This is a genomic window from Mesorhizobium sp. A556, from assembly GCF_054489545.1.
Genome location: NZ_JBTMXA010000001.1, coordinates 267,866 through 284,632, shown reverse-complemented (window position 1 = coordinate 284,632; position 16,767 = coordinate 267,866). Strand labels below are relative to the sequence as shown.

Sequence of the window (16,767 nt, the reverse complement as noted above, 5' to 3'; positions counted from 1 at the left end):
CAATAGAACGCAATTACATCGCCGTGTTCTGTATTTGTTAAGCAAACGCATCGCTACTTTCCGTTTACCATTCTCTTTAACCTGGCTGAAATCGATCCTTCGTAATGTGAGCCACGGTTCGAAAAGAAACCGTCACAGATGAATGCCACCAACTGGGTCAGAGGATCACCGACATGACAAAGCTTCTCTCGCGCTTCTACAAAGACGAATCCGGCGCAACCGCAATCGAATACGGCCTCATCGCAGCCCTCATCGCACTGGCGATCATGGTCGGCGCTGGCGCGCTGGGCAACAGCATCGGGAAAAAGTTCAACGACATTTCGGACAGTCTCGAAGCCGTCCCTAGCGGTTCTTGATCGTCAGCACTAGTTTTCGCGCTTCGGCGCGGACAGGAACGGGCCGCCTTCGGGCGGCCCTTTTCCGTTCCGGCAATGAAAAGCCACGGCCTCGGCCGTAAACTATTCAGGTCGGCTTCAGCCCAGCCTTGAACCGCCTGCCATTGGCGACGTAATGCGCGGCGGAGTGCTGTAGGCCAGCGACGGCATTCGCATCGAGTTCCCTCACCGCCCGCGCCGGTGCGCCTACGATCAGCGAATTGTCGGGAAATACCTTGCCTTCGGTCACCAGCGCGCCGGCGCCCACCAGGCAATTCTTGCCGATCTTCGCCCCGTTCAAAACGATAGCGCCCATGCCGATCAGGCTGTTGTCGCCGATGGTGCAGCCGTGCAGCATGGCGCGATGGCCAATGGTACAGCCCTTGCCGATGGTCAGCGGGAAACCGGGGTCGGTGTGCATGACTGTATGCTCTTGCACGTTGGTGTCCGCGCCGATGGTGATCGGCTCATTGTCGCCGCGAACGACTACGCCGAACCAGAAGCCGGCATTGCGGCCGATTTCGATATTGCCGATCAGGGTTGCGTCCGGCGCAACCCAGTTGCTTGCTTCATCCTCGAAGCGGGGACTTTTTCCATCCAGCGCATAGACAGGCATGCATTCTCCTCGGGTCGAACGGGCGCGAAAGGATTGTCACAGGATCAATCCTGCCAACCCGATCTTTACCTTCCGTTTACCATGACGCAGCACAGTCACAAGCGGAACACGCAAGGATCGTGTCGCCCGACATGGACCAGCCGACACCGAGGACTTTCGATGAAACAGGCGGCACTTGCCGACAGCAAGGAACTCAACGTCATCGATTCGTCGCTGATGACGAAAGTGTTTTACGTCTTCGCTGTGCTGGCGCTTCTGTCGGTGGCGATCAGCCTCGGCGGCAAATGGTTCGGACGCTCCATTGCCATGGCCGGCTATACCGACGACACGACGATCCATGAAGTAGTCATTGGCAACAACGTGCTCGCGGTCCCCGCCAATGCCATCCGCTTCCAGCGCGCCCGCCATGACGGCGTCGCCTCGCGGCTCGATCTCTATCTGCGCTATCCCGCCATGGACGGTTACAGCAACGCCGCCAGAAGCGACTTCAACCGCGAGGGCGCGGGAAAGAATATTCTTTTCCTGTCGTTCGAAACGCAGATTATGTCACGCGACATGAGCGGCCGCTTTGCACCGATCTACAGCGCGTTGATCGCGCAACCCGGCACGCCCGGCCCCGGCCACACGACGATCTATGCTTTTAAGGAAAAGTCCGGCTATCTGAATGAAGTCCTGGCCGTAGCCCAGCGCCCGGGGAAAGACCCCTTCGTCGCCCGCTGCCTGAGCGGGCCGAGCGCGGAACAATCGCTCGCGCCTTGCGAGCGCGACGTCCATGTCGGAGACAATCTGAGCCTGACATACCGGTTTCCGCAGGAGCTTCTGGCGGACTGGCAGGCGTTGGACAGCGCGATCGCGACGCAAACCGCGCGCATTCTGAAGACCGGCCGCTAACCTCCCACCGGGATTGGCGCGCGGCTGGTCGAAACTTTCGGCTCAAGCCAGGTCGATGTCGAGGATCGCCATCGAGAAATTATAGTCGCCGTCATCCTCGTCCTTGAAGACGATGCCGAGAAACTCGTCGCCGACATAGACTTCGGCCGAATCGTCCTTGCGCGGGCGCGCCTTCACTTCCAGCATCGGGTTCTGAAAAACCCGCTTGAAATAGGCGTTCAGCTTTCTGATTTCTTCGGGCTTCAACAGTCTTCTCCGATCTAGATCATGGAGTTGATATTCGTATGAGCGCGCTTCTGGCACGTCGACAATGGCGATGTAAAGGCAAGACGGGCCGCAAGGCACGCCTCGCACCCGCTGGGTAGACGCAAGCCCGCTGAAAGCCGCAAGCCTTCAGATGTCGAAGCTGATGGTCTGGTCCGGGGATTGCGAAGGCAAAAGCTGGTCCATCTGCCGTGATGGCTGGTCGCAGCCGGTTTCACCCACGACGCGCGCCGGCACGCCGGCTACCGTCTTGTTGTGCGGCACGGCCGAAAGCACGACCGAACCGGCTGCAATCTTCGAGCAATGGCCGATTTCGATATTGCCGAGGATCTTGGCACCTGCCCCGATCAGGACGCCGTAGCGAATCTTGGGATGGCGGTCGCCGCCGGCCTTGCCGGTTCCGCCGAGTGTCACGCCATGCAGGATCGAGACATCGTCCTCGATCACCGCCGTCTCGCCGACGACAAGGCCGGTGGCGTGGTCGAGGAAGACGCCCTTGCCGATGCGCGCAGCCGGGTTGATGTCGGTCTGGAACACGGAGGAGGACCGGCTTTGCAGATAAAGCGCAAAATCCTTGCGGCCGTGATTCCACAGCCAATGCGCCAGACGGTGCGTCTGGATGGCGTGAAAGCCCTTGAAGTAGAGAACCGGCAGGATGAACCGGTCGCAGGCCGGATCGCGGTCGTAATAGGCCTGGATGTCGACACGCACGGTCGTCGCCCAAGTGGAATCGTCGTCCACCATGGCCTTGAAGGTCTGGCGGATGAGATCGGAGCCGACATCCTGATGCGCAAGCCGCTCGGCCAGCCTGTGGATGACCGCGTCCTCCAGACTGTCCTGATTGATGACGGTGGAATACAGGAACGAGGACAGCAACGGATCGCGCGCCACCGCGTCCATCGCTTCGTCGCGGACGGAACTCCAGATCGGATCGATTGGCTGCAGCGCGCCGCTACGCGCAATGGTCACATTCATCGAGGGTCTCCACCTGCCGGCCTGTCCATGTCAGGGCCGTGCCTATAAGACTGGAAGCAAGCTGTAAAACAGATCATAGCACGGGTGAACTCAATTTTCCTTAAGCCTGTGTCAAATGGATGTAACGCGCGCAAATTCAACCCTCCATGGGAAAACGGACCCTTGATCGACGAAGATCTGAAAAAGGAGCTATCGGCGCTCTACCGTGCCGAACAGCGCCACTATCACGGCCTTTCCCACATCGAGGCGCTGCTTGCCCTTGCGCGCGAATATCGGGAGATTCTGGCTGATCCGGAAGCAATCGAGGCCGCAATCTGGTTTCACGACGCCATCTACGACAGCCGCGCCAAGGACAATGAAGCCTGCAGCGCAGCGCTCGCACGAGAAAAGCTGGCCGGGCGCATCGATGCCGGACGCCTCGATCGTATTGCGGCGATGATCGAGGCTACCGCAACCCACCAGCTGCCGGACACTTTGCAAGCCGGCGCACGTTCCGACGCAGCCCTTTTTCTCGACATGGATCTGGCGATCCTTGGAGCCTCGCCCGAGGCTTTCGATGCCTACGAACAAGCGGTCCGGCAGGAATATGGCTGGGTGCCGGACCCTGCCTGGATCATCGGACGCTCAGAAGTATTGAAGAAATTTCTTGGCCGCCCGCATGTCTTTCATACGCGGCAATTCCGCGACCGCTTCGAGCAACAGGCCCGCGCCAACATGGAACGGTCACTGGCTTCGCTCGGTCAGAGCGGGTTTTCGGCGTAGAAGGCCAGAACGCGCTGCTTGAAGTTCTTGTCGCCGACCGACAGCATGTGGTCGCGGCCCTCGATGGCAAAGGCTTCCGCATTCGGCATCAGCGCCGCCAGTTCGCCCGATGAGCCGGCTATGTCGTCCTTCGTTCCGACCGCAACCAGCGTCGGCTGGGCGATGCGCGCCACCTCGTCTTCGCTCAGCAGCGTGCGCGAAGCGACGATACAGGCGGCCAGCGCGCGTCGGTCGCTGTGGGTCTGATCGGCAAAGGCGCGAAACATTTTTCCGCGCACATGGGTAATGCTCGCGGGGTCGGCAGCGACAAGGGCATCGGCAATCGGATCCCAATCGCCGACACCGTCGACCATGCCGATGCCTAGACCGCCCAGCACCAACGTCGCTACCTTGTCGGGGTCAAAAAGCGCCATGAAGGCGGATATGCGCGCGCCCATCGAATAGCCCATGACATGGGCGCGCTCGATGCCGAGATGGGAAAGCAGCGCGGCCGCGTCCGAAGCCATCTTTTCCGGCGTGTAGGCGCCCTCGTCGTAACTTTTCGTCGAGCCACCATGGCCGCGATTGTCCAGCGCGATGGCGCGGTAGCCGGCGTCGTTGAGCGTCTTGAACCAGCCGGGCCCGACCCAGTTGACATAGTGGCTGGAGGCAAAGCCATGGATCATCAAGACCGGGTCGCCGGGTCCCGAAGCCGGCCCACGGTCGAGATAGGCCAGGTCGAAACCGTCGTGCGCGAAGAACTGCATCTTTGGATCAGCCGCCATTGTGGGATACGGCCTCAATGGCCGGATGCCGGAGCAGATCCCCGTCTTCTATGCCGTCCCTGGCTGCGGTTCCCGCCTTCAACTCGAGCACGAAGCGCACCGGTACGCCGGGCGAAATCACGGCTTCCGACCGGGGCTCGCCCCGCCTGATTGCCTTTACCAGCCCGTCCTGACCGACAAAAACAAGATCGAGCGGCATCGGCGTGTCTTTCATCCAGAAGGTGGCATCCTGGGTCCGTTCGAAAACGAACAACATGCCGTGATCGTCCGCCATGGTTTCGCGATACATCAGCCCGGCGGAACGCTCGGCCGGGTCGTCGGCGATCTCGATGGCGAACGAACGCTCGCCTTGATCCGTCACCGCAACCAGCGGCACCGGGTCCACCGGCAGGATCATCGCCTGATTGTCGGCGAACGTTTGCTGAATCTGAAAAAAGGCGATGGCCGCTACAAACAGCGCTGCTGCGATGCCGCCAGTCGTCAGCGATTTTCTGTAAGCCATCCGTAACTCCTGCCCGGTCGGCAGCCTAGAGCATCGGACCGAAAAATGGAATCCGGTTTTCGGATTATTCCGATGCTCAATCAAAGTGTTAGATCGCCCTTTGTGCGTCCGATAGGACGCACGGCGATCTAATGCGCAACCGGCAAGGTTCCCATATCGGGATGGATTTCGGCAGCCATAAGGCCTTTGTCGCCGCGGCCGAAACGAACCAGCACGACCTGTCCTGGACGAAGTTCGGTGACGCCGTAGCGGCGCAACGTTTCCATATGGACGAAAATGTCTTCGGTGCCCTCGCCCCGGCTGAGAAATCCGAACCCCTTGGTGCGATTGAACCACTTTACCAGCGCGCGCTCCAGGCCGCTTTCCGGCACCACCGAGACATGCGTGCGCGGCTCCTGCATCTCGGCCGGGTGGACCGCCGTCGACAGGTCCATCGACAGGACGCGGAAAGCCTGAAGCCCACGGTCGCCCTGCTTGACCAGGCATACGACGCGCGAACCTTCCAGCGCCGTTTGAAACCCGTCTTTTCGCAGGCAGGTCACATGAATGAGAATATCGCCGGAAACGCCATCGTCAGGAAGGATGAAGCCGTAACCCTTGGCCACGTCGAACCATTTTATGGCCCCCGAGACTTCAACGAAGTCGGCAGTCTCGCCGGCCTCGTCCCGTGTCACGGATTGGCCAACGGTCTCATCCAGCCTCATCAAAGAGGCTTTATCTCCCATCGGAATGCCCCCCATTGTCAAAACTACTGTAACTGATTCTTACCAGCAGATTAACACGGTCATTTCCGGTCAGTGCAAGACCTGTAGGGGCTTTTTTCACGGCTCTTCTCAGCTATCCCGCAATTGCTGCTTGCCGTCAGCAACGGCTGTCGCCAAAGGTTGCGGCGACAGCGCACCGGACGTAGTGTCTCAAAAGTATCGAGGAGAACCCATGCGCTATCTGCACACCATGGTCCGCATCGCCGACATCGACGCATCGCTCGAATTCTACTGCGATAAGCTTGGCCTCAAGGAAGTGCGCCGGCATGAAAGCGAGCAAGGCCGGTTCACGCTGATTTTCCTGGCCGCACCGCAAGACGAGCAAGCTGGCGTTGCGGAACGCGCGCCACTGGTCGAACTGACCTACAACTGGGACCCCGAAGCCTATTCGGGTGGGCGCAATTTCGGCCACCTCGCCTATGAGGTCGATGACATCTACGCCACATGCCAGCGCCTGATGGACAAGGGCGTCACCATCAACCGCCCGCCACGCGACGGCAACATGGCCTTCATCAAATCGCCGGACGGTATTTCCATCGAGCTTTTGCAAAAAGGGCCAGCCAAAGAGAAGGCCGAACCCTGGGCATCGATGCCGAATACCGGGAATTGGTAGCCGCAGCCCAGGTCACACGATGAACCCGGCCAGTGTCTCGTTGTCGGTAATATCCTGATATTGCACGCCTTCGGCGTCGAATTTCGCCACCAGAAGATCGAAATTGCGATGATCCTTCGTCTCGATGCCGATCAGCACGGAGCCGAAATTGCGCGCCGATTTCTTTAGGTATTCGAAGCGGGCGATATCGTCGTCGGGGCCGAGCATTTCGAGGAAATCGCGCAGCGCGCCGGGCCGCTGCGGAAAGCGGATGATGAAATATTTCTTCAGGCGCTGGAAACGCAGCGCCCTCTCCTTCACGTCAGGCAGCCGTTCGAAATCGAAATTCCCGCCTGAAACGACACAAACGATGGTCTTGCCCTTGATTTCCTTCCTCGGAAAATCCTTCAGCACGTCGATGGCCAGCGCGCCGGCGGGCTCCAGCACCACGCCCTCGATATTGAGCATCTCGATCATGGTCGCACACAGCCGATTTTCGGGAATGAGGTGCACCGCATCGGCTGAAAAACCCTTCAGCAGCCGAAAATTCTCACGCCCGATCTCGCCGACGGCAGCGCCGTCGACAAAACTGTCGAGTTTGGGAAGCTTGACCCGCTTGCCCGCTGCAATGCTTTCGCGAAGGCTGGGCGCACCGGCCGGCTCGCAAAAGACGAAGCGCGTGGTCCGGCCCTGTTCGCCAAAATAACGGGTGATCCCGGCTGCCAACCCGCCGCCGCCGACCGGCAGCAGCATCATGTCCGGCTTGTCGCCAGGCATGCGGGCCGCGATCTCGTACCCCACCGTTGCCTGCCCCTCGATGATGTCGCGATGGTCGAAGGGCGGCACCATGTGCGCGCCGGCCTCCTTCGTGAACAGCAGCGCTGCCCGGTAGCAGTCGTCGAAAAAGTCGCCGATCAGCCTGATCTCAACGAAATCGCCGCCGAACAGCCGGGTCTTGTCGATCTTCTGCTGCGGTGTCGTCACCGGCATGAAGACGACGCCCTTCTTGCCAAAATGGCGGCAAACGAACGCAAAACCCTGCGCATGGTTGCCGGCTGAAGCGCACACGAACAATTCGGCCTGGTTGCCCGCAGCAAGCGTCTTGCGGAAAAAGTTGAAGGCCCCCCGGATCTTGTAGGAGCGGACAGGCGTGAGGTCTTCCCGTTTCAAAAGGATGCGCGCGCCGAACTTCTTGGACAGATAGTCGTTTTCTTGCAGCGGCGTTTCCGGGAAAATACCGCGGATCGCGGTCGCGGCTTTCGAAACGCTGTCGACAAAGCTGGCCATCACGATCTCCCCGTTGCTGATACCGGCGTTCCTGCCGTCAATTTGGCTTTAGCGCAACACCAACCGCGCCTCGTTCCGCCACTATCGGGCTTTCGATCGCCCCCGACTTACTTCCGCCGCACTTGCCTGTCGGGACAGGCCCACGCGAAAAATCGAATAAAACCATCGCCCTGCCGGAAATTGACTGGAATGAAACTGCGTTTGAAAATTCTGTTCCCCGCAGCGCTTGCCCTGATACTCGCCGGCTGCGGCGGCCACCGCACCGAAGAACTGTTGGGAAGCACGGTCGTCCCGGCGGCGGTATCCCAGATCGCCGGAAATCACTCGATTTTCATCGCGACCACCCGCAAGCGCTCCGATGACCCCAACATGGTATTCGACGGCGAACGCTCGGCGACACTGAATTTTGCCCGTGTCAACGTCACCGTGCCCGCCATACATAAGGCGGGGCAAATCGAACGGAAAAGCCGGGGAAAATCGGACGATCCGTCAAAATACTTCATGGCGTCGGAAGTTGTCGGCTACCCTACCGCGCCCAAATTCTCCAAGGCGTTGAGCGCCGATATTGCGGCGCGCGGCGGTCGCGTCATGCTGTTCGTCCACGGCTACAATACCGGCTTCGACGCTGCCGTCTACCGCCTGACCCAGATCGTGCATGACGCCGGCTATCCCGGCACGCCGGTGCTGTTTTCGTGGGCTTCCGGCGCTTCGACCACCAGCTACGTCTATGACAAGGAAAGCGCGAGTGCCGCCCGCGACCAGCTCGAGGTGACGCTAAGGATGCTGGAGCAGTCCGGCGCGCGCCGGATCGACATCGTCGCCCATTCCATGGGCACCTGGATCACCATGGAAACGCTGCGGCAGATGGCAATCACCGGCGACCGCGACCTCGGCGGCAAGCTGGGGGACGTCGTGCTGGCCTCGCCGGACATCGATGTCGACGTCTTCAAAAGCCAGATGCGCCGCTACGGCAAGCCGGACAAGCCCTTCATCCTGCTGTTGTCGGACGACGACCGTGCACTGAGATTGTCCGGCCTGATCGCCGGCTCGCGCCCCCGCGTCGGCGATTACAGGAACGCAGCCGACCTCGCCCGATACGGTGTCACCGTCGTCGACCTGACCAACGCCAAGGGCAGCGACACGTTCAACCACACGAAATTCGCGGACAATCCGGCGCTCATCAAGGAGCTGGGGCAGCGGCTGCGGCAGGACGACGGCTTTGCCAGCGACCGCGACGTCACCGACCGCATCCGCCTTCTGGGCCAGCAGGTAACTGGCGGTATCCAATAGGCGGGCTTCGGCCGCCCACGATGCGTACAGGCGTTTCCGGCTGGACCGGAGGCCGTTCCGCCTCTATCGGTAGGATGGGCGTTCGCGCGCCTCGTATCAGGAGCGATGTAACCTTGCGTAAGTTGTTGCCTGCCGTTCTGCTCGCCATTTCGCTCGCCGGTTGTGCCGGCGCCAACAAGCATGAACTGCTCAACAACGTCGCCATCGACGCGCCCGCCTCCAGCATCGGCTCAACGCACGAAATCTTCGTCGCCACCACGCGCAAGAAAGCCGTTTCCGATCCGCGCCAGGTGTTCGTTGGGGAACGGTCGTTGACCACCAGTTACGCCCGCGTCGATATGAGCGTGCCGAAATCCCACCAGTTGGGCACCATCGAGCGCGCCAAGGGCCGCGCACCGAGCGATCCGGCCAGGGATTTCACGGCCAATCGGGTAATTTCCTATCCCGACCGGCAGCAATTCGCCAAGGCAGTCGGCGCCGATGTCGCCATGCACGGCGACCGTGCCCTCGTCTTCGTCCATGGCTTCAACAACGGCTTCGACGACGGTATCTACCGGCTGACGCAGATTGCCGCCGATACGAACTATCCCGGCACGCCTGTCCTGTTCTCCTGGGCGTCCGGCGGCAGGATCACCGACTATGTCTACGACAAGGAAAGCGCCAACGCAGCCCGCGACGACCTGGAAGCGACCCTGCGCCTGCTTGCCAGGACCAAGGCCAAGAGCATCGACATCATCGCCCACTCCATGGGCACATGGGTGACCATGGAGGCGCTGAGGCAACTGGCCATTACCGGCGACCGCGACCTCGACGGCAAGCTCGGCTATGTCATCCTCGCCTCGCCCGACATCGACGTCGATGTGTTCAAGAAGCAGATGATCCGCTACGGCAAGCCGGACAAGCCGTTCACCGTGCTTCTGTCCGGCGACGACCGCGCCTTGCAGATTTCCAGCCTCATTTCCGGCTCGAAGCCACGCGTCGGCGACTATGACGACGCAGCCGATCTTGCCAGCTACGGCGTCACCGTCGTCGATCTGACCAAGACGAAAAGCGCGGACCGGCTGAACCATGCCAAATTCGCCGACAATCCGGTGCTGGTCCAACTGCTGGGTGAGAGCTTGAAAGTGCCTGCCGGGCTTGCCTCGGACGAAGTCGCGCCCCAGCCGATCAACGATCTCGGCAAGGGCCTCGGGCAAGCCGTTGGTTCCGTTGCCGAAATCATCATCACCACGCCATTCAAGGTGCTGACCGTCGTGACCGGTCAATAAGCGCGGTTAAGGTTAGAAGATAAGGTTAAAGCGCCGAACCGTTTGCACTTTGTTAAGTATTTCCGCAAAACGGAATTGGGGACGCGGGGCAGTTTGCCGGCGTGCGGCGTGGTTCCAGGGGGGAATGCCCGTTGGCCGCCTCGCGTCCCTTGGCATCCTTCGCATCGAAAGCGGACTTGCAATCCGGGCCGGCTCAATTACCAGTGGCAGCGCGCGGACGTGGCGGAATTGGTAGACGCAAGGGACTTAAAATCCCTCAGCTTCGGCTATCCGGGTTCGATTCCCGGCGTCCGCACCACCATTCTTGTATTTTTTTTCGCGCGGCACACCTCCGACAACCAACTCAAACCAGCGTTTCGGCCCTAGCTGGCTGGCGTGTCGGGTGCCGGGTGCCTACATAGGCGCATATCCCTCCCCCGGAGCCTTTCATGACAGCGCCTCTCTTCCAGCCGATCACGCTCGATAGCCTCGTCCTTCCAAACCGTATCGCCGTCGCGCCCATGTGCCAATATTCGGCCGATGACGGTTCGGCGACCGATTGGCATCTCCAGCAATGGATGAGCTACGCGATGTCGGGCGCGGGCATGGTCACGGTCGAGATGACCAATGTGGAACGGCGCGGCCGCATCTCTCATGGCTGCCTCGGCCTTTACTCCGACCGCAATGAGGCCGCCGCCCGGCGCGCGCTCGACGCCGCCAGACGGGTTGCGGCCCCCGGCACCAAATTCGGCACGCAATTGGCGCATGCCGGCCGTAAAGCTTCCTGCCAGCGCCCATGGGAAGGCGGCGGCCCGCTGGAAGCCGACCAGGACCCGTGGCCGATCGTGTCGGCATCGGCCATTGCCTACAACACAGGCTGGCAGGTGCCGCATGCGCTGGAGGAAGACGAGATCCTGCAAGTGATCGAGCGCTTCGCCGAGGCCGCACGACGCGCCGACCGCGCCGGCTTCGACTTCATCGAACTGCATGCAGCCCACGGCTATCTCATCTTTCAGTTCCTTTCTCCGCTCTCCAACCAACGCACCGACCGCTGGGGCGGATCGGCGGAACATCGCATGCGTTTTGTCGTCGAAATAGCCAAGGCCGTGAAGAAAGCCGCACCCCGCCTCATGCTCGGTGCGCGGCTCTCGGTAAAGGACTGGGTCGACGGCGGCTTCGATGTCGAGGACGCCATCGACGTGGCGAAGGCGCTGAAGGCCGAAGGCGTCGCCTATATCTGCTGCTCCAGCGGCGGCAATTCGCCTTTGCAAAAACTGCCGACCGGCCCCGGCTATCAGGTGCATCTGGCCGAAGCGGTCGGTAAAGGCGCGGATATCCCGACACGGGCCGTTGGCCTGATCGACGACCCGAACCACGCCGACACGATCATTGCCGAAGGCCGAGCCGCCATGGTGGCGCTGGGCCGCGCCTTTCTGGCCGATCCACGCTGGGGCTGGCGCGCGGCCGCAGCACTCGGCGAAAAAATCCATGCCGCGCCACAATTGCTCGGCTCCGTGAGCACGATGAAACATTGGGTGAAGGCCAGCGCCTGAGTTCAGTCCGCGCTTTCACGTCTGCGTCATGCAACCAACGCCACGGAACGACGTTGGAGGGTAAGGCTGCAGCCTGCAAGGTTCAGCCGCAAGATGTTTTGTCGCTTCAACGCAAACCGGAGGTTTCCATGACGAAGCTGACTTACACCATCGTCGAGCACGATGGCGGCTGGGCCTACAAGGTAGGCGCGACTTTCTCGGAAACCTTTCCCAGTCATGCGCAAGCGTTGCGGGCGGCCGAAGCCGCCTCGTCCGAGCAGCAGATCGCAGGCTCGACCGATGGTATCCGCTACGAAGATTCCGACGGGAAATGGCACGAAGAACTGGCCGACGGCCGCGACCGGCCACAGACGGAAGTTTCCGACTGAAACATGTTTCCCGAAAGCGGAGGCCAGTTTAGGGATAACGACATGCGAGAAGGCCAAGACCAGAAGCCCGATAAGCGAAGTTGAAAAATCGCGAGGGGCTTCAGGGTCGGAAGCGGCGTGCCGCCCATCCGGAAAAAAGCAATGATTTTGGCGGGCTTGCCCACCGTTTCTTAAGGTGTCCCCGCTAGATTGCCGGCTTGAACAGGACGGATTTCGGAGAGTATCGCGTGCGCTTTTCGGCGGCGGCAGTCGGGCGGCTTCTACCGCAACGCTTGGCGTTGCACGCGCGGCCGCTGCTTGACCGCGTCGACGCCGCGCTGTTTGCCGCCGATGAACGTGGCGAAGCGAGCCGCATGTCGGTCATTGCCTTTGCCATCCGCATTATCAGCGCCGTCATCGCCTTCGCCAGCCAGGTCATGATGGCCCGCTGGATGGGCAGCTTTGAATACGGCATCTTCGTCCTTGTCTGGGTGACGATGGTCATTGTCGGCAACATTGCCTGCCTGGGCTTCCATACGTCGGTCATTCGCTTCATTCCCGAATACCGCGAGCACGGCATGTTCGCCGAACTGCGCGGCATCCTGATCTCAAGCCGGCTGTTCGTGCTGATTGCATCGAGCGTCGTGGCCGCCATGGGCGCCGGTGCCGTGTGGCTGCTCCAGTCCTGGATCGAAAGCTACTACGTGGTGCCGTTCCTGCTCGGTATCATCTGCCTGCCGATGATCGCCATGGGAGATTTGCTGCAAGGCCATGCGCGGGCGTATTCATGGGCGCTGTTTGCGCTGACGCCGACCTATATCCTGCGGCCTTTGCTCATCCTCGCGATCATGGCTGCGGCCCTTGCCTGGGGATGCGCGCCCGATGCGAGAACCGCGATCCTCGCCACCATCGCCGCCACCTATGCCACGACCCTCGTCCAGCTCGCCGGCACCACTTCCCGCATCAACGCGCAGGTTCCATCCGGCCCGGCCAAGGTCCATTTCGCGCTGTGGCTCACCGTGTCCTTGCCGATCTTCCTGGTGGAAAGCTTTTTCTTCCTGCTTACCAATGCCGACGTGCTGATGGTCGGCGCCTATCTCGAGCCTGGCGATGTCGCCGTCTATTTCGCGACGGTGAAAACATTGGCGCTGGTTCATTTCGTCTATTTCGCGGTCAAGGCCGGCGTCGCCCAGCGTTATGCGCAGTTCACCCATGGCGAGCCGGAGAAACTGGCTGCATTCGCCCGCGAAACGGTATCCTGGACGTTCTGGCCGTCGCTGTTCATGGCGCTTCTGGTGCTCGCGCTCGGCAAGCCGATGCTGATGCTTTTCGGCCCCGAATTCAGCGACGGCTATCCGCTCCTGTTCCTGCTGGTAGCCGGTGTCGTCGCCCGCGCGGCCGTTGGCCCGTGCGAAAGCCTGCTGACCATGAGCGGCAACCAGAATATCTGCGCCGCCGTCTACGCCATGACGCTGGCCCTCAACATCGGCTTGAACGTGATCCTCATCCCCTTGTTCGGCCTGTGGGGGGCAGCCTTCGCCACCGCATTCGCCATGGTGTTCGAGGCCGCTGCCCTGTCCTTTACCGTCTGGCGCAGGCTTGGCATCGTCATGGCGATCTTCGTGCCGACACCCTCACCCAGAGGAGCATTCTGATGGCCGTAACTCCCCTCGTCGAGGAAACCAGCGGCGGCCCGGCCGGGGCTATGGTTTCGGGCCTTGCCGGCCACGCGCATGGCGACGGCGATACCGCGGATCTGGAAGCCTTCGCCAACAATCGCCCGGAGCGCAAGCTCGCGATCTATCCGGCGTCCGCAGGCTTCGACCTGGTCGAGGAACTGGATTATCTGTGCGCCCGCACGGTCGAACCCAATGTTTTCTTCAATCCGCGTTTCCTGGCACCCGCCATGCCGAGGCTGGAGGACCGCGAAGTCCGTTTGGCGGTCATCCGCGACGGCGACCAATATCGCAACCGGCTTCGCCTGCTGGTGCCGTTTTCGGTGGAAAAGCCGCTGCGTCCGGTGGGCGTTTCCGTCATGCGCACATGGTCGAGCCCCTTCGGCCCGATCGGCACGCCGCTGATCGATCGCGACGACCCGGTCGGCGTGATCGAGGACTTTTTCTCCATGCTGGGACGGCCGCATCTGAAGCTGCCAAAAGTGCTCGCGCTGCCCGATATACGTCTCGACGGTCCGACGGCGGGCCTGCTTCGCACCGTCACCGAAGCACGGGGCCTGCCGCTGTTCATCACCGGCGAGGTGCAGCGCCCCTTCCTTGAAAGCACGCTGGAAGGCGACGAATACCTGAAAAAGGCGCTGCGCCCGCATCACTACCGCGAGTTCCGGCGGCTGAAACGCCGCCTTGGCGAAATCGGCAGGCTGGAACACGAGGTGGCGCGCGGACCGGAGCAAATCCGCCACGCCATCGAAAGCTTCCTGTCGCTGGAGGCGGCAGGCTGGAAAGGCCACGAGCGCACCGCCATGGCCATCGACCGCTACCGCGCCGCCTTTGCCCGCGAGGCTGTGCACCGGCTGGCCGAGCAGGATTTGTGCCGCATTCATTCGCTGACGCTCGACGGCCGCACCATCGCCAGCCTCATCGTCTTCGTCGAGCAGGGCTGCGCCTATACGTGGAAGACCGCCTATGACGAGACGCTGGCGGCCTATTCGCCGGGAACGCTGCTGATGGTCGAAGTGACCAAGCAGCATCTGGACGATCCGAACATCATGCTGACGGATTCATGCGCGGTGCCGGATCATCCCGTGATGAGCCGGCTTTGGACAGAGCGCCACCCGGTCGGCACTTTCGTCATCGGCCTTACTCCGGGCGCGGACCGGCCAGCGAGGCAGGCGGCGGCACAGCTTCACCTCTACCGCGAAACCCGCAACATGGCGCGCATCGTGCGCGACCGTATGAAAAACCTGTTGCGACGGTAGCCCTGCACCGGCTGCGCTTCAGACATCCGCGACCTTATGGCCTGTTTGAACCGATTTGGTTCAGAAGCGCCCGCATCTTCCCTTGAAGCCTCCTGTGCAACGCGATAGGCCGTTCCCATTTGAAGAGTTGGCCATCTGAACACTTGGTCATGGAAGAATTGGAGACAGGCCTGTGAGCGCTGGAAAAACGAGAACCGAAACCGACACGTTTGGCCCGATCGAGGTCGCGGATGACCGGTATTGGGGTGCGCAGGCGCAGCGTTCGCTCGGTAATTTCAAGATCGGCTGGGAAAAGCAGCCCGCTTCGATCGTGCGCGCGCTGGGCATCGTCAAGCGCGCGGCAGCCGAGGTCAACATGGACTTGAAGCGCCTCGATCCGAAGATCGGCACAACCATCGTCCAGGTGGCGCAGGAAGTGATCGACGGCAAGCTCGACGAGCATTTTCCGCTGGTGGTATGGCAGACCGGCTCCGGCACCCAGTCGAACATGAATGCCAACGAGGTTATTTCGAACCGGGCCATACAGATGCTCGGCGGCGTGATGGGAAGCAAGAAGCCGGTTCATCCCAACGATCACGTCAATATGAGCCAGTCCTCCAACGACACCTTTCCGACGGCCATGCACATCGCCTGTGCCGAGCGCATCATCCACGACCTGCTGCCGGCGCTGAAGCACCTGCATGCGGCGCTTGATGCCAAGGCGAAAGCCTTCGATCATATCGTCAAGATCGGCCGGACCCACACGCAGGACGCAACCCCGCTGACGCTTGGCCAGGAATTTTCCGGCTACGCCGCGCAGGTCGCTTCGTCCGTTGCGCGCATCGAATTGACGCTTCCGGGCCTTCAGGAACTGGCGCAGGGCGGCACCGCCGTCGGCACCGGTCTCAACGCCCCGGTCGGCTTTGCCGAAAAGGTCGCGGAACGCATCGCCGCCATTACCGGCATCGCCTTCGTTACCGCGCCCAACAAGTTCGAGGCGATGGCGGCGCATGATTCCATGGTGTTCTCGCACGGGGCCATCAATGCGGCGGCGGCGGCCCTGTTCAAGATCGCCAACGATATCCGCTTCCTCGGCTCCGGCCCGCGTTCCGGCCTTGGCGAGCTTGCCCTGCCGGAAAACGAGCCAGGTTCCTCGATCATGCCGGGCAAGGTCAACCCGACCCAGTGCGAGGCGCTCACGCAGGTCTGCGTGCAGGTGTTCGGCAACAATGCCGCCCTTACCTTCGCCGGCAGCCAAGGTCATTTCGAACTCAACGTCTACAACCCGCTGATGGCCTATAATTTCCTGCAGTCGGTGCAACTGCTTTCCGATTCCGCCTTGTCGTTCACCGACCATTGCGTCGTCGGCATCGAAGCACGGGAAGACAACATCAAGGCAGCACTCGACCGTTCGCTGATGCTGGTAACCGCACTGGCGCCGACAATTGGCTACGACAACGCCGCAAAAATCGCCAAGACGGCGCACAAGAACGGAACCACCTTGCGCGAGGAAGCATTGGCAACCGGGCTGGTAACGGAAGCCGATTACGACCGCCTGGTGCGGCCGCAGGACATGACTCACCCAGGATAAGGCAGCAAATTATAAAACAGTGAACGATGTGTCG

At 61.3% G+C, this 16,767-nt stretch carries 18 protein-coding genes and 1 tRNA gene; 12 read left to right on the top strand and 7 right to left on the bottom strand.

All coding sequences use genetic code 11. The annotated features are described in order from the left end of the window. Positions 1 to 173 precede the first annotated feature (173 nt). Positions 174 to 356 carry a Flp family type IVb pilin gene (locus ACX3P0_RS01415; protein WP_459086048.1) on the top strand — a complete coding sequence of 61 codons (183 nt, stop codon included), beginning with the start codon at positions 174 to 176 and terminating at the stop codon, positions 354 to 356. A 106-nt stretch (positions 357 to 462) separates the two neighbouring features. Here ACX3P0_RS01415 and ACX3P0_RS01410 read toward each other — a convergent pair whose 3' ends face one another. Beyond that, positions 463 to 990 (bottom strand): gamma carbonic anhydrase family protein, encoded by a 528-nt coding sequence (locus ACX3P0_RS01410; RefSeq protein ID WP_459086046.1) that lies wholly within the window; start codon positions 988 to 990, stop codon positions 463 to 465. A 159-nt stretch (positions 991 to 1,149) separates the two neighbouring features. On the opposite strand from ACX3P0_RS01410, the gene ACX3P0_RS01405 reads away from it, so the two are divergent. Then, complete coding sequence (locus ACX3P0_RS01405) at positions 1,150 to 1,881, top strand: hypothetical protein (RefSeq protein WP_459086044.1); 732 nt, start codon at positions 1,150 to 1,152, stop codon at positions 1,879 to 1,881. Positions 1,882 to 1,923: 42 nt separating this feature from the next. Here ACX3P0_RS01405 and ACX3P0_RS01400 read toward each other — a convergent pair whose 3' ends face one another. Continuing rightward, positions 1,924 to 2,127, bottom strand: coding sequence for a DUF3126 family protein (locus ACX3P0_RS01400; RefSeq protein ID WP_459086042.1), 204 nt, complete (start codon positions 2,125 to 2,127; stop codon positions 1,924 to 1,926). A 147-nt stretch (positions 2,128 to 2,274) separates the two neighbouring features. Beyond that, positions 2,275 to 3,120: a serine O-acetyltransferase gene (gene cysE / locus ACX3P0_RS01395; RefSeq protein ID WP_459086040.1), complete on the bottom strand. Its 846-nt coding sequence runs from the start codon at positions 3,118 to 3,120 to the stop codon at positions 2,275 to 2,277. Between the two features lie 162 nt (positions 3,121 to 3,282). On the opposite strand from cysE, the gene ACX3P0_RS01390 reads away from it, so the two are divergent. Continuing rightward, positions 3,283 to 3,882 carry an HD domain-containing protein gene (locus tag ACX3P0_RS01390; protein WP_459086039.1) on the top strand — a complete coding sequence of 200 codons (600 nt, stop codon included), beginning with the start codon at positions 3,283 to 3,285 and terminating at the stop codon, positions 3,880 to 3,882. On the opposite strand, the gene ACX3P0_RS01385 is transcribed toward ACX3P0_RS01390, so the two are convergent. The 3 genes from ACX3P0_RS01385 to ACX3P0_RS01375 all read right to left on the bottom strand — a co-directional run bounded on the left by ACX3P0_RS01385 (position 3,861) and on the right by ACX3P0_RS01375 (position 5,873). Continuing rightward, positions 3,861 to 4,628, bottom strand: a complete 768-nt coding sequence (locus ACX3P0_RS01385; RefSeq protein WP_459086844.1) for an alpha/beta fold hydrolase — start codon at positions 4,626 to 4,628, stop codon at positions 3,861 to 3,863. The genes ACX3P0_RS01390 and ACX3P0_RS01385 overlap by 22 nt on opposite strands. A gap of 7 nt (positions 4,629 to 4,635) precedes the next feature. Beyond that, positions 4,636 to 5,148, bottom strand: a complete 513-nt coding sequence (locus tag ACX3P0_RS01380; RefSeq protein ID WP_459086037.1) for a DUF192 domain-containing protein — start codon at positions 5,146 to 5,148, stop codon at positions 4,636 to 4,638. A 128-nt stretch (positions 5,149 to 5,276) separates the two neighbouring features. Beyond that, positions 5,277 to 5,873, bottom strand: coding sequence for a cold-shock protein (locus ACX3P0_RS01375; RefSeq protein ID WP_459086036.1), 597 nt, complete (start codon positions 5,871 to 5,873; stop codon positions 5,277 to 5,279). 211 nt (positions 5,874 to 6,084) lie between these two features. Here ACX3P0_RS01375 and ACX3P0_RS01370 point away from each other — a divergent pair, with 211 nt between their 5' ends. Then, on the top strand, positions 6,085 to 6,525 hold the full coding sequence (locus ACX3P0_RS01370; RefSeq protein WP_459081074.1) for a VOC family protein: 441 nt from the start codon (positions 6,085 to 6,087) through the stop codon (positions 6,523 to 6,525). 12 nt (positions 6,526 to 6,537) lie between these two features. Here the strand turns inward: ACX3P0_RS01370 and ilvA are convergent, their stop codons facing one another. After that, a complete protein-coding gene (ilvA, locus tag ACX3P0_RS01365; RefSeq protein ID WP_459086034.1) occupies positions 6,538 to 7,791 on the bottom strand; it encodes a threonine ammonia-lyase IlvA in 1,254 nt (417 codons plus the stop codon). Positions 7,792 to 7,980: 189 nt separating this feature from the next. Between ilvA and ACX3P0_RS01360 the strand changes: the two genes are divergently transcribed. From ACX3P0_RS01360 to fumC, 8 genes are all read left to right on the top strand, one after another. Continuing rightward, positions 7,981 to 9,081: an alpha/beta hydrolase gene (locus tag ACX3P0_RS01360; RefSeq protein ID WP_459086032.1), complete on the top strand. Its 1,101-nt coding sequence runs from the start codon at positions 7,981 to 7,983 to the stop codon at positions 9,079 to 9,081. A gap of 74 nt (positions 9,082 to 9,155) precedes the next feature. Further along, positions 9,156 to 10,349 carry an alpha/beta hydrolase gene (locus ACX3P0_RS01355; protein WP_459086031.1) on the top strand — a complete coding sequence of 398 codons (1,194 nt, stop codon included), beginning with the start codon at positions 9,156 to 9,158 and terminating at the stop codon, positions 10,347 to 10,349. Positions 10,350 to 10,562: 213 nt separating this feature from the next. Beyond that, positions 10,563 to 10,647 (top strand) — tRNA-Leu (locus ACX3P0_RS01350). Positions 10,648 to 10,777: 130 nt separating this feature from the next. Next, the gene (locus ACX3P0_RS01345) at positions 10,778 to 11,881 is read left to right on the top strand and encodes an NADH:flavin oxidoreductase/NADH oxidase (protein ID WP_459086030.1); all 1,104 of its coding nucleotides are present in this window, start codon (positions 10,778 to 10,780) and stop codon (positions 11,879 to 11,881) included. Positions 11,882 to 12,009: 128 nt separating this feature from the next. Further along, complete coding sequence (locus ACX3P0_RS01340; protein WP_459086028.1) at positions 12,010 to 12,249, top strand: DUF2188 domain-containing protein; 240 nt, start codon at positions 12,010 to 12,012, stop codon at positions 12,247 to 12,249. Positions 12,250 to 12,476: 227 nt separating this feature from the next. Then, positions 12,477 to 13,883 (top strand): lipopolysaccharide biosynthesis protein, encoded by a 1,407-nt coding sequence (locus ACX3P0_RS01335; RefSeq protein ID WP_459086842.1) that lies wholly within the window; start codon positions 12,477 to 12,479, stop codon positions 13,881 to 13,883. Beyond that, positions 13,883 to 15,163 (top strand): GNAT family N-acetyltransferase, encoded by a 1,281-nt coding sequence (locus ACX3P0_RS01330; protein ID WP_459086026.1) that lies wholly within the window; start codon positions 13,883 to 13,885, stop codon positions 15,161 to 15,163. The genes ACX3P0_RS01335 and ACX3P0_RS01330 overlap by 1 nt, the downstream gene beginning before the upstream one ends. Before the next feature lie 172 nt (positions 15,164 to 15,335). Further along, on the top strand, positions 15,336 to 16,733 hold the full coding sequence (gene fumC, locus ACX3P0_RS01325; RefSeq protein ID WP_459086024.1) for a class II fumarate hydratase: 1,398 nt from the start codon (positions 15,336 to 15,338) through the stop codon (positions 16,731 to 16,733). The last annotated feature ends 34 nt before the right edge of the window (positions 16,734 to 16,767 follow it).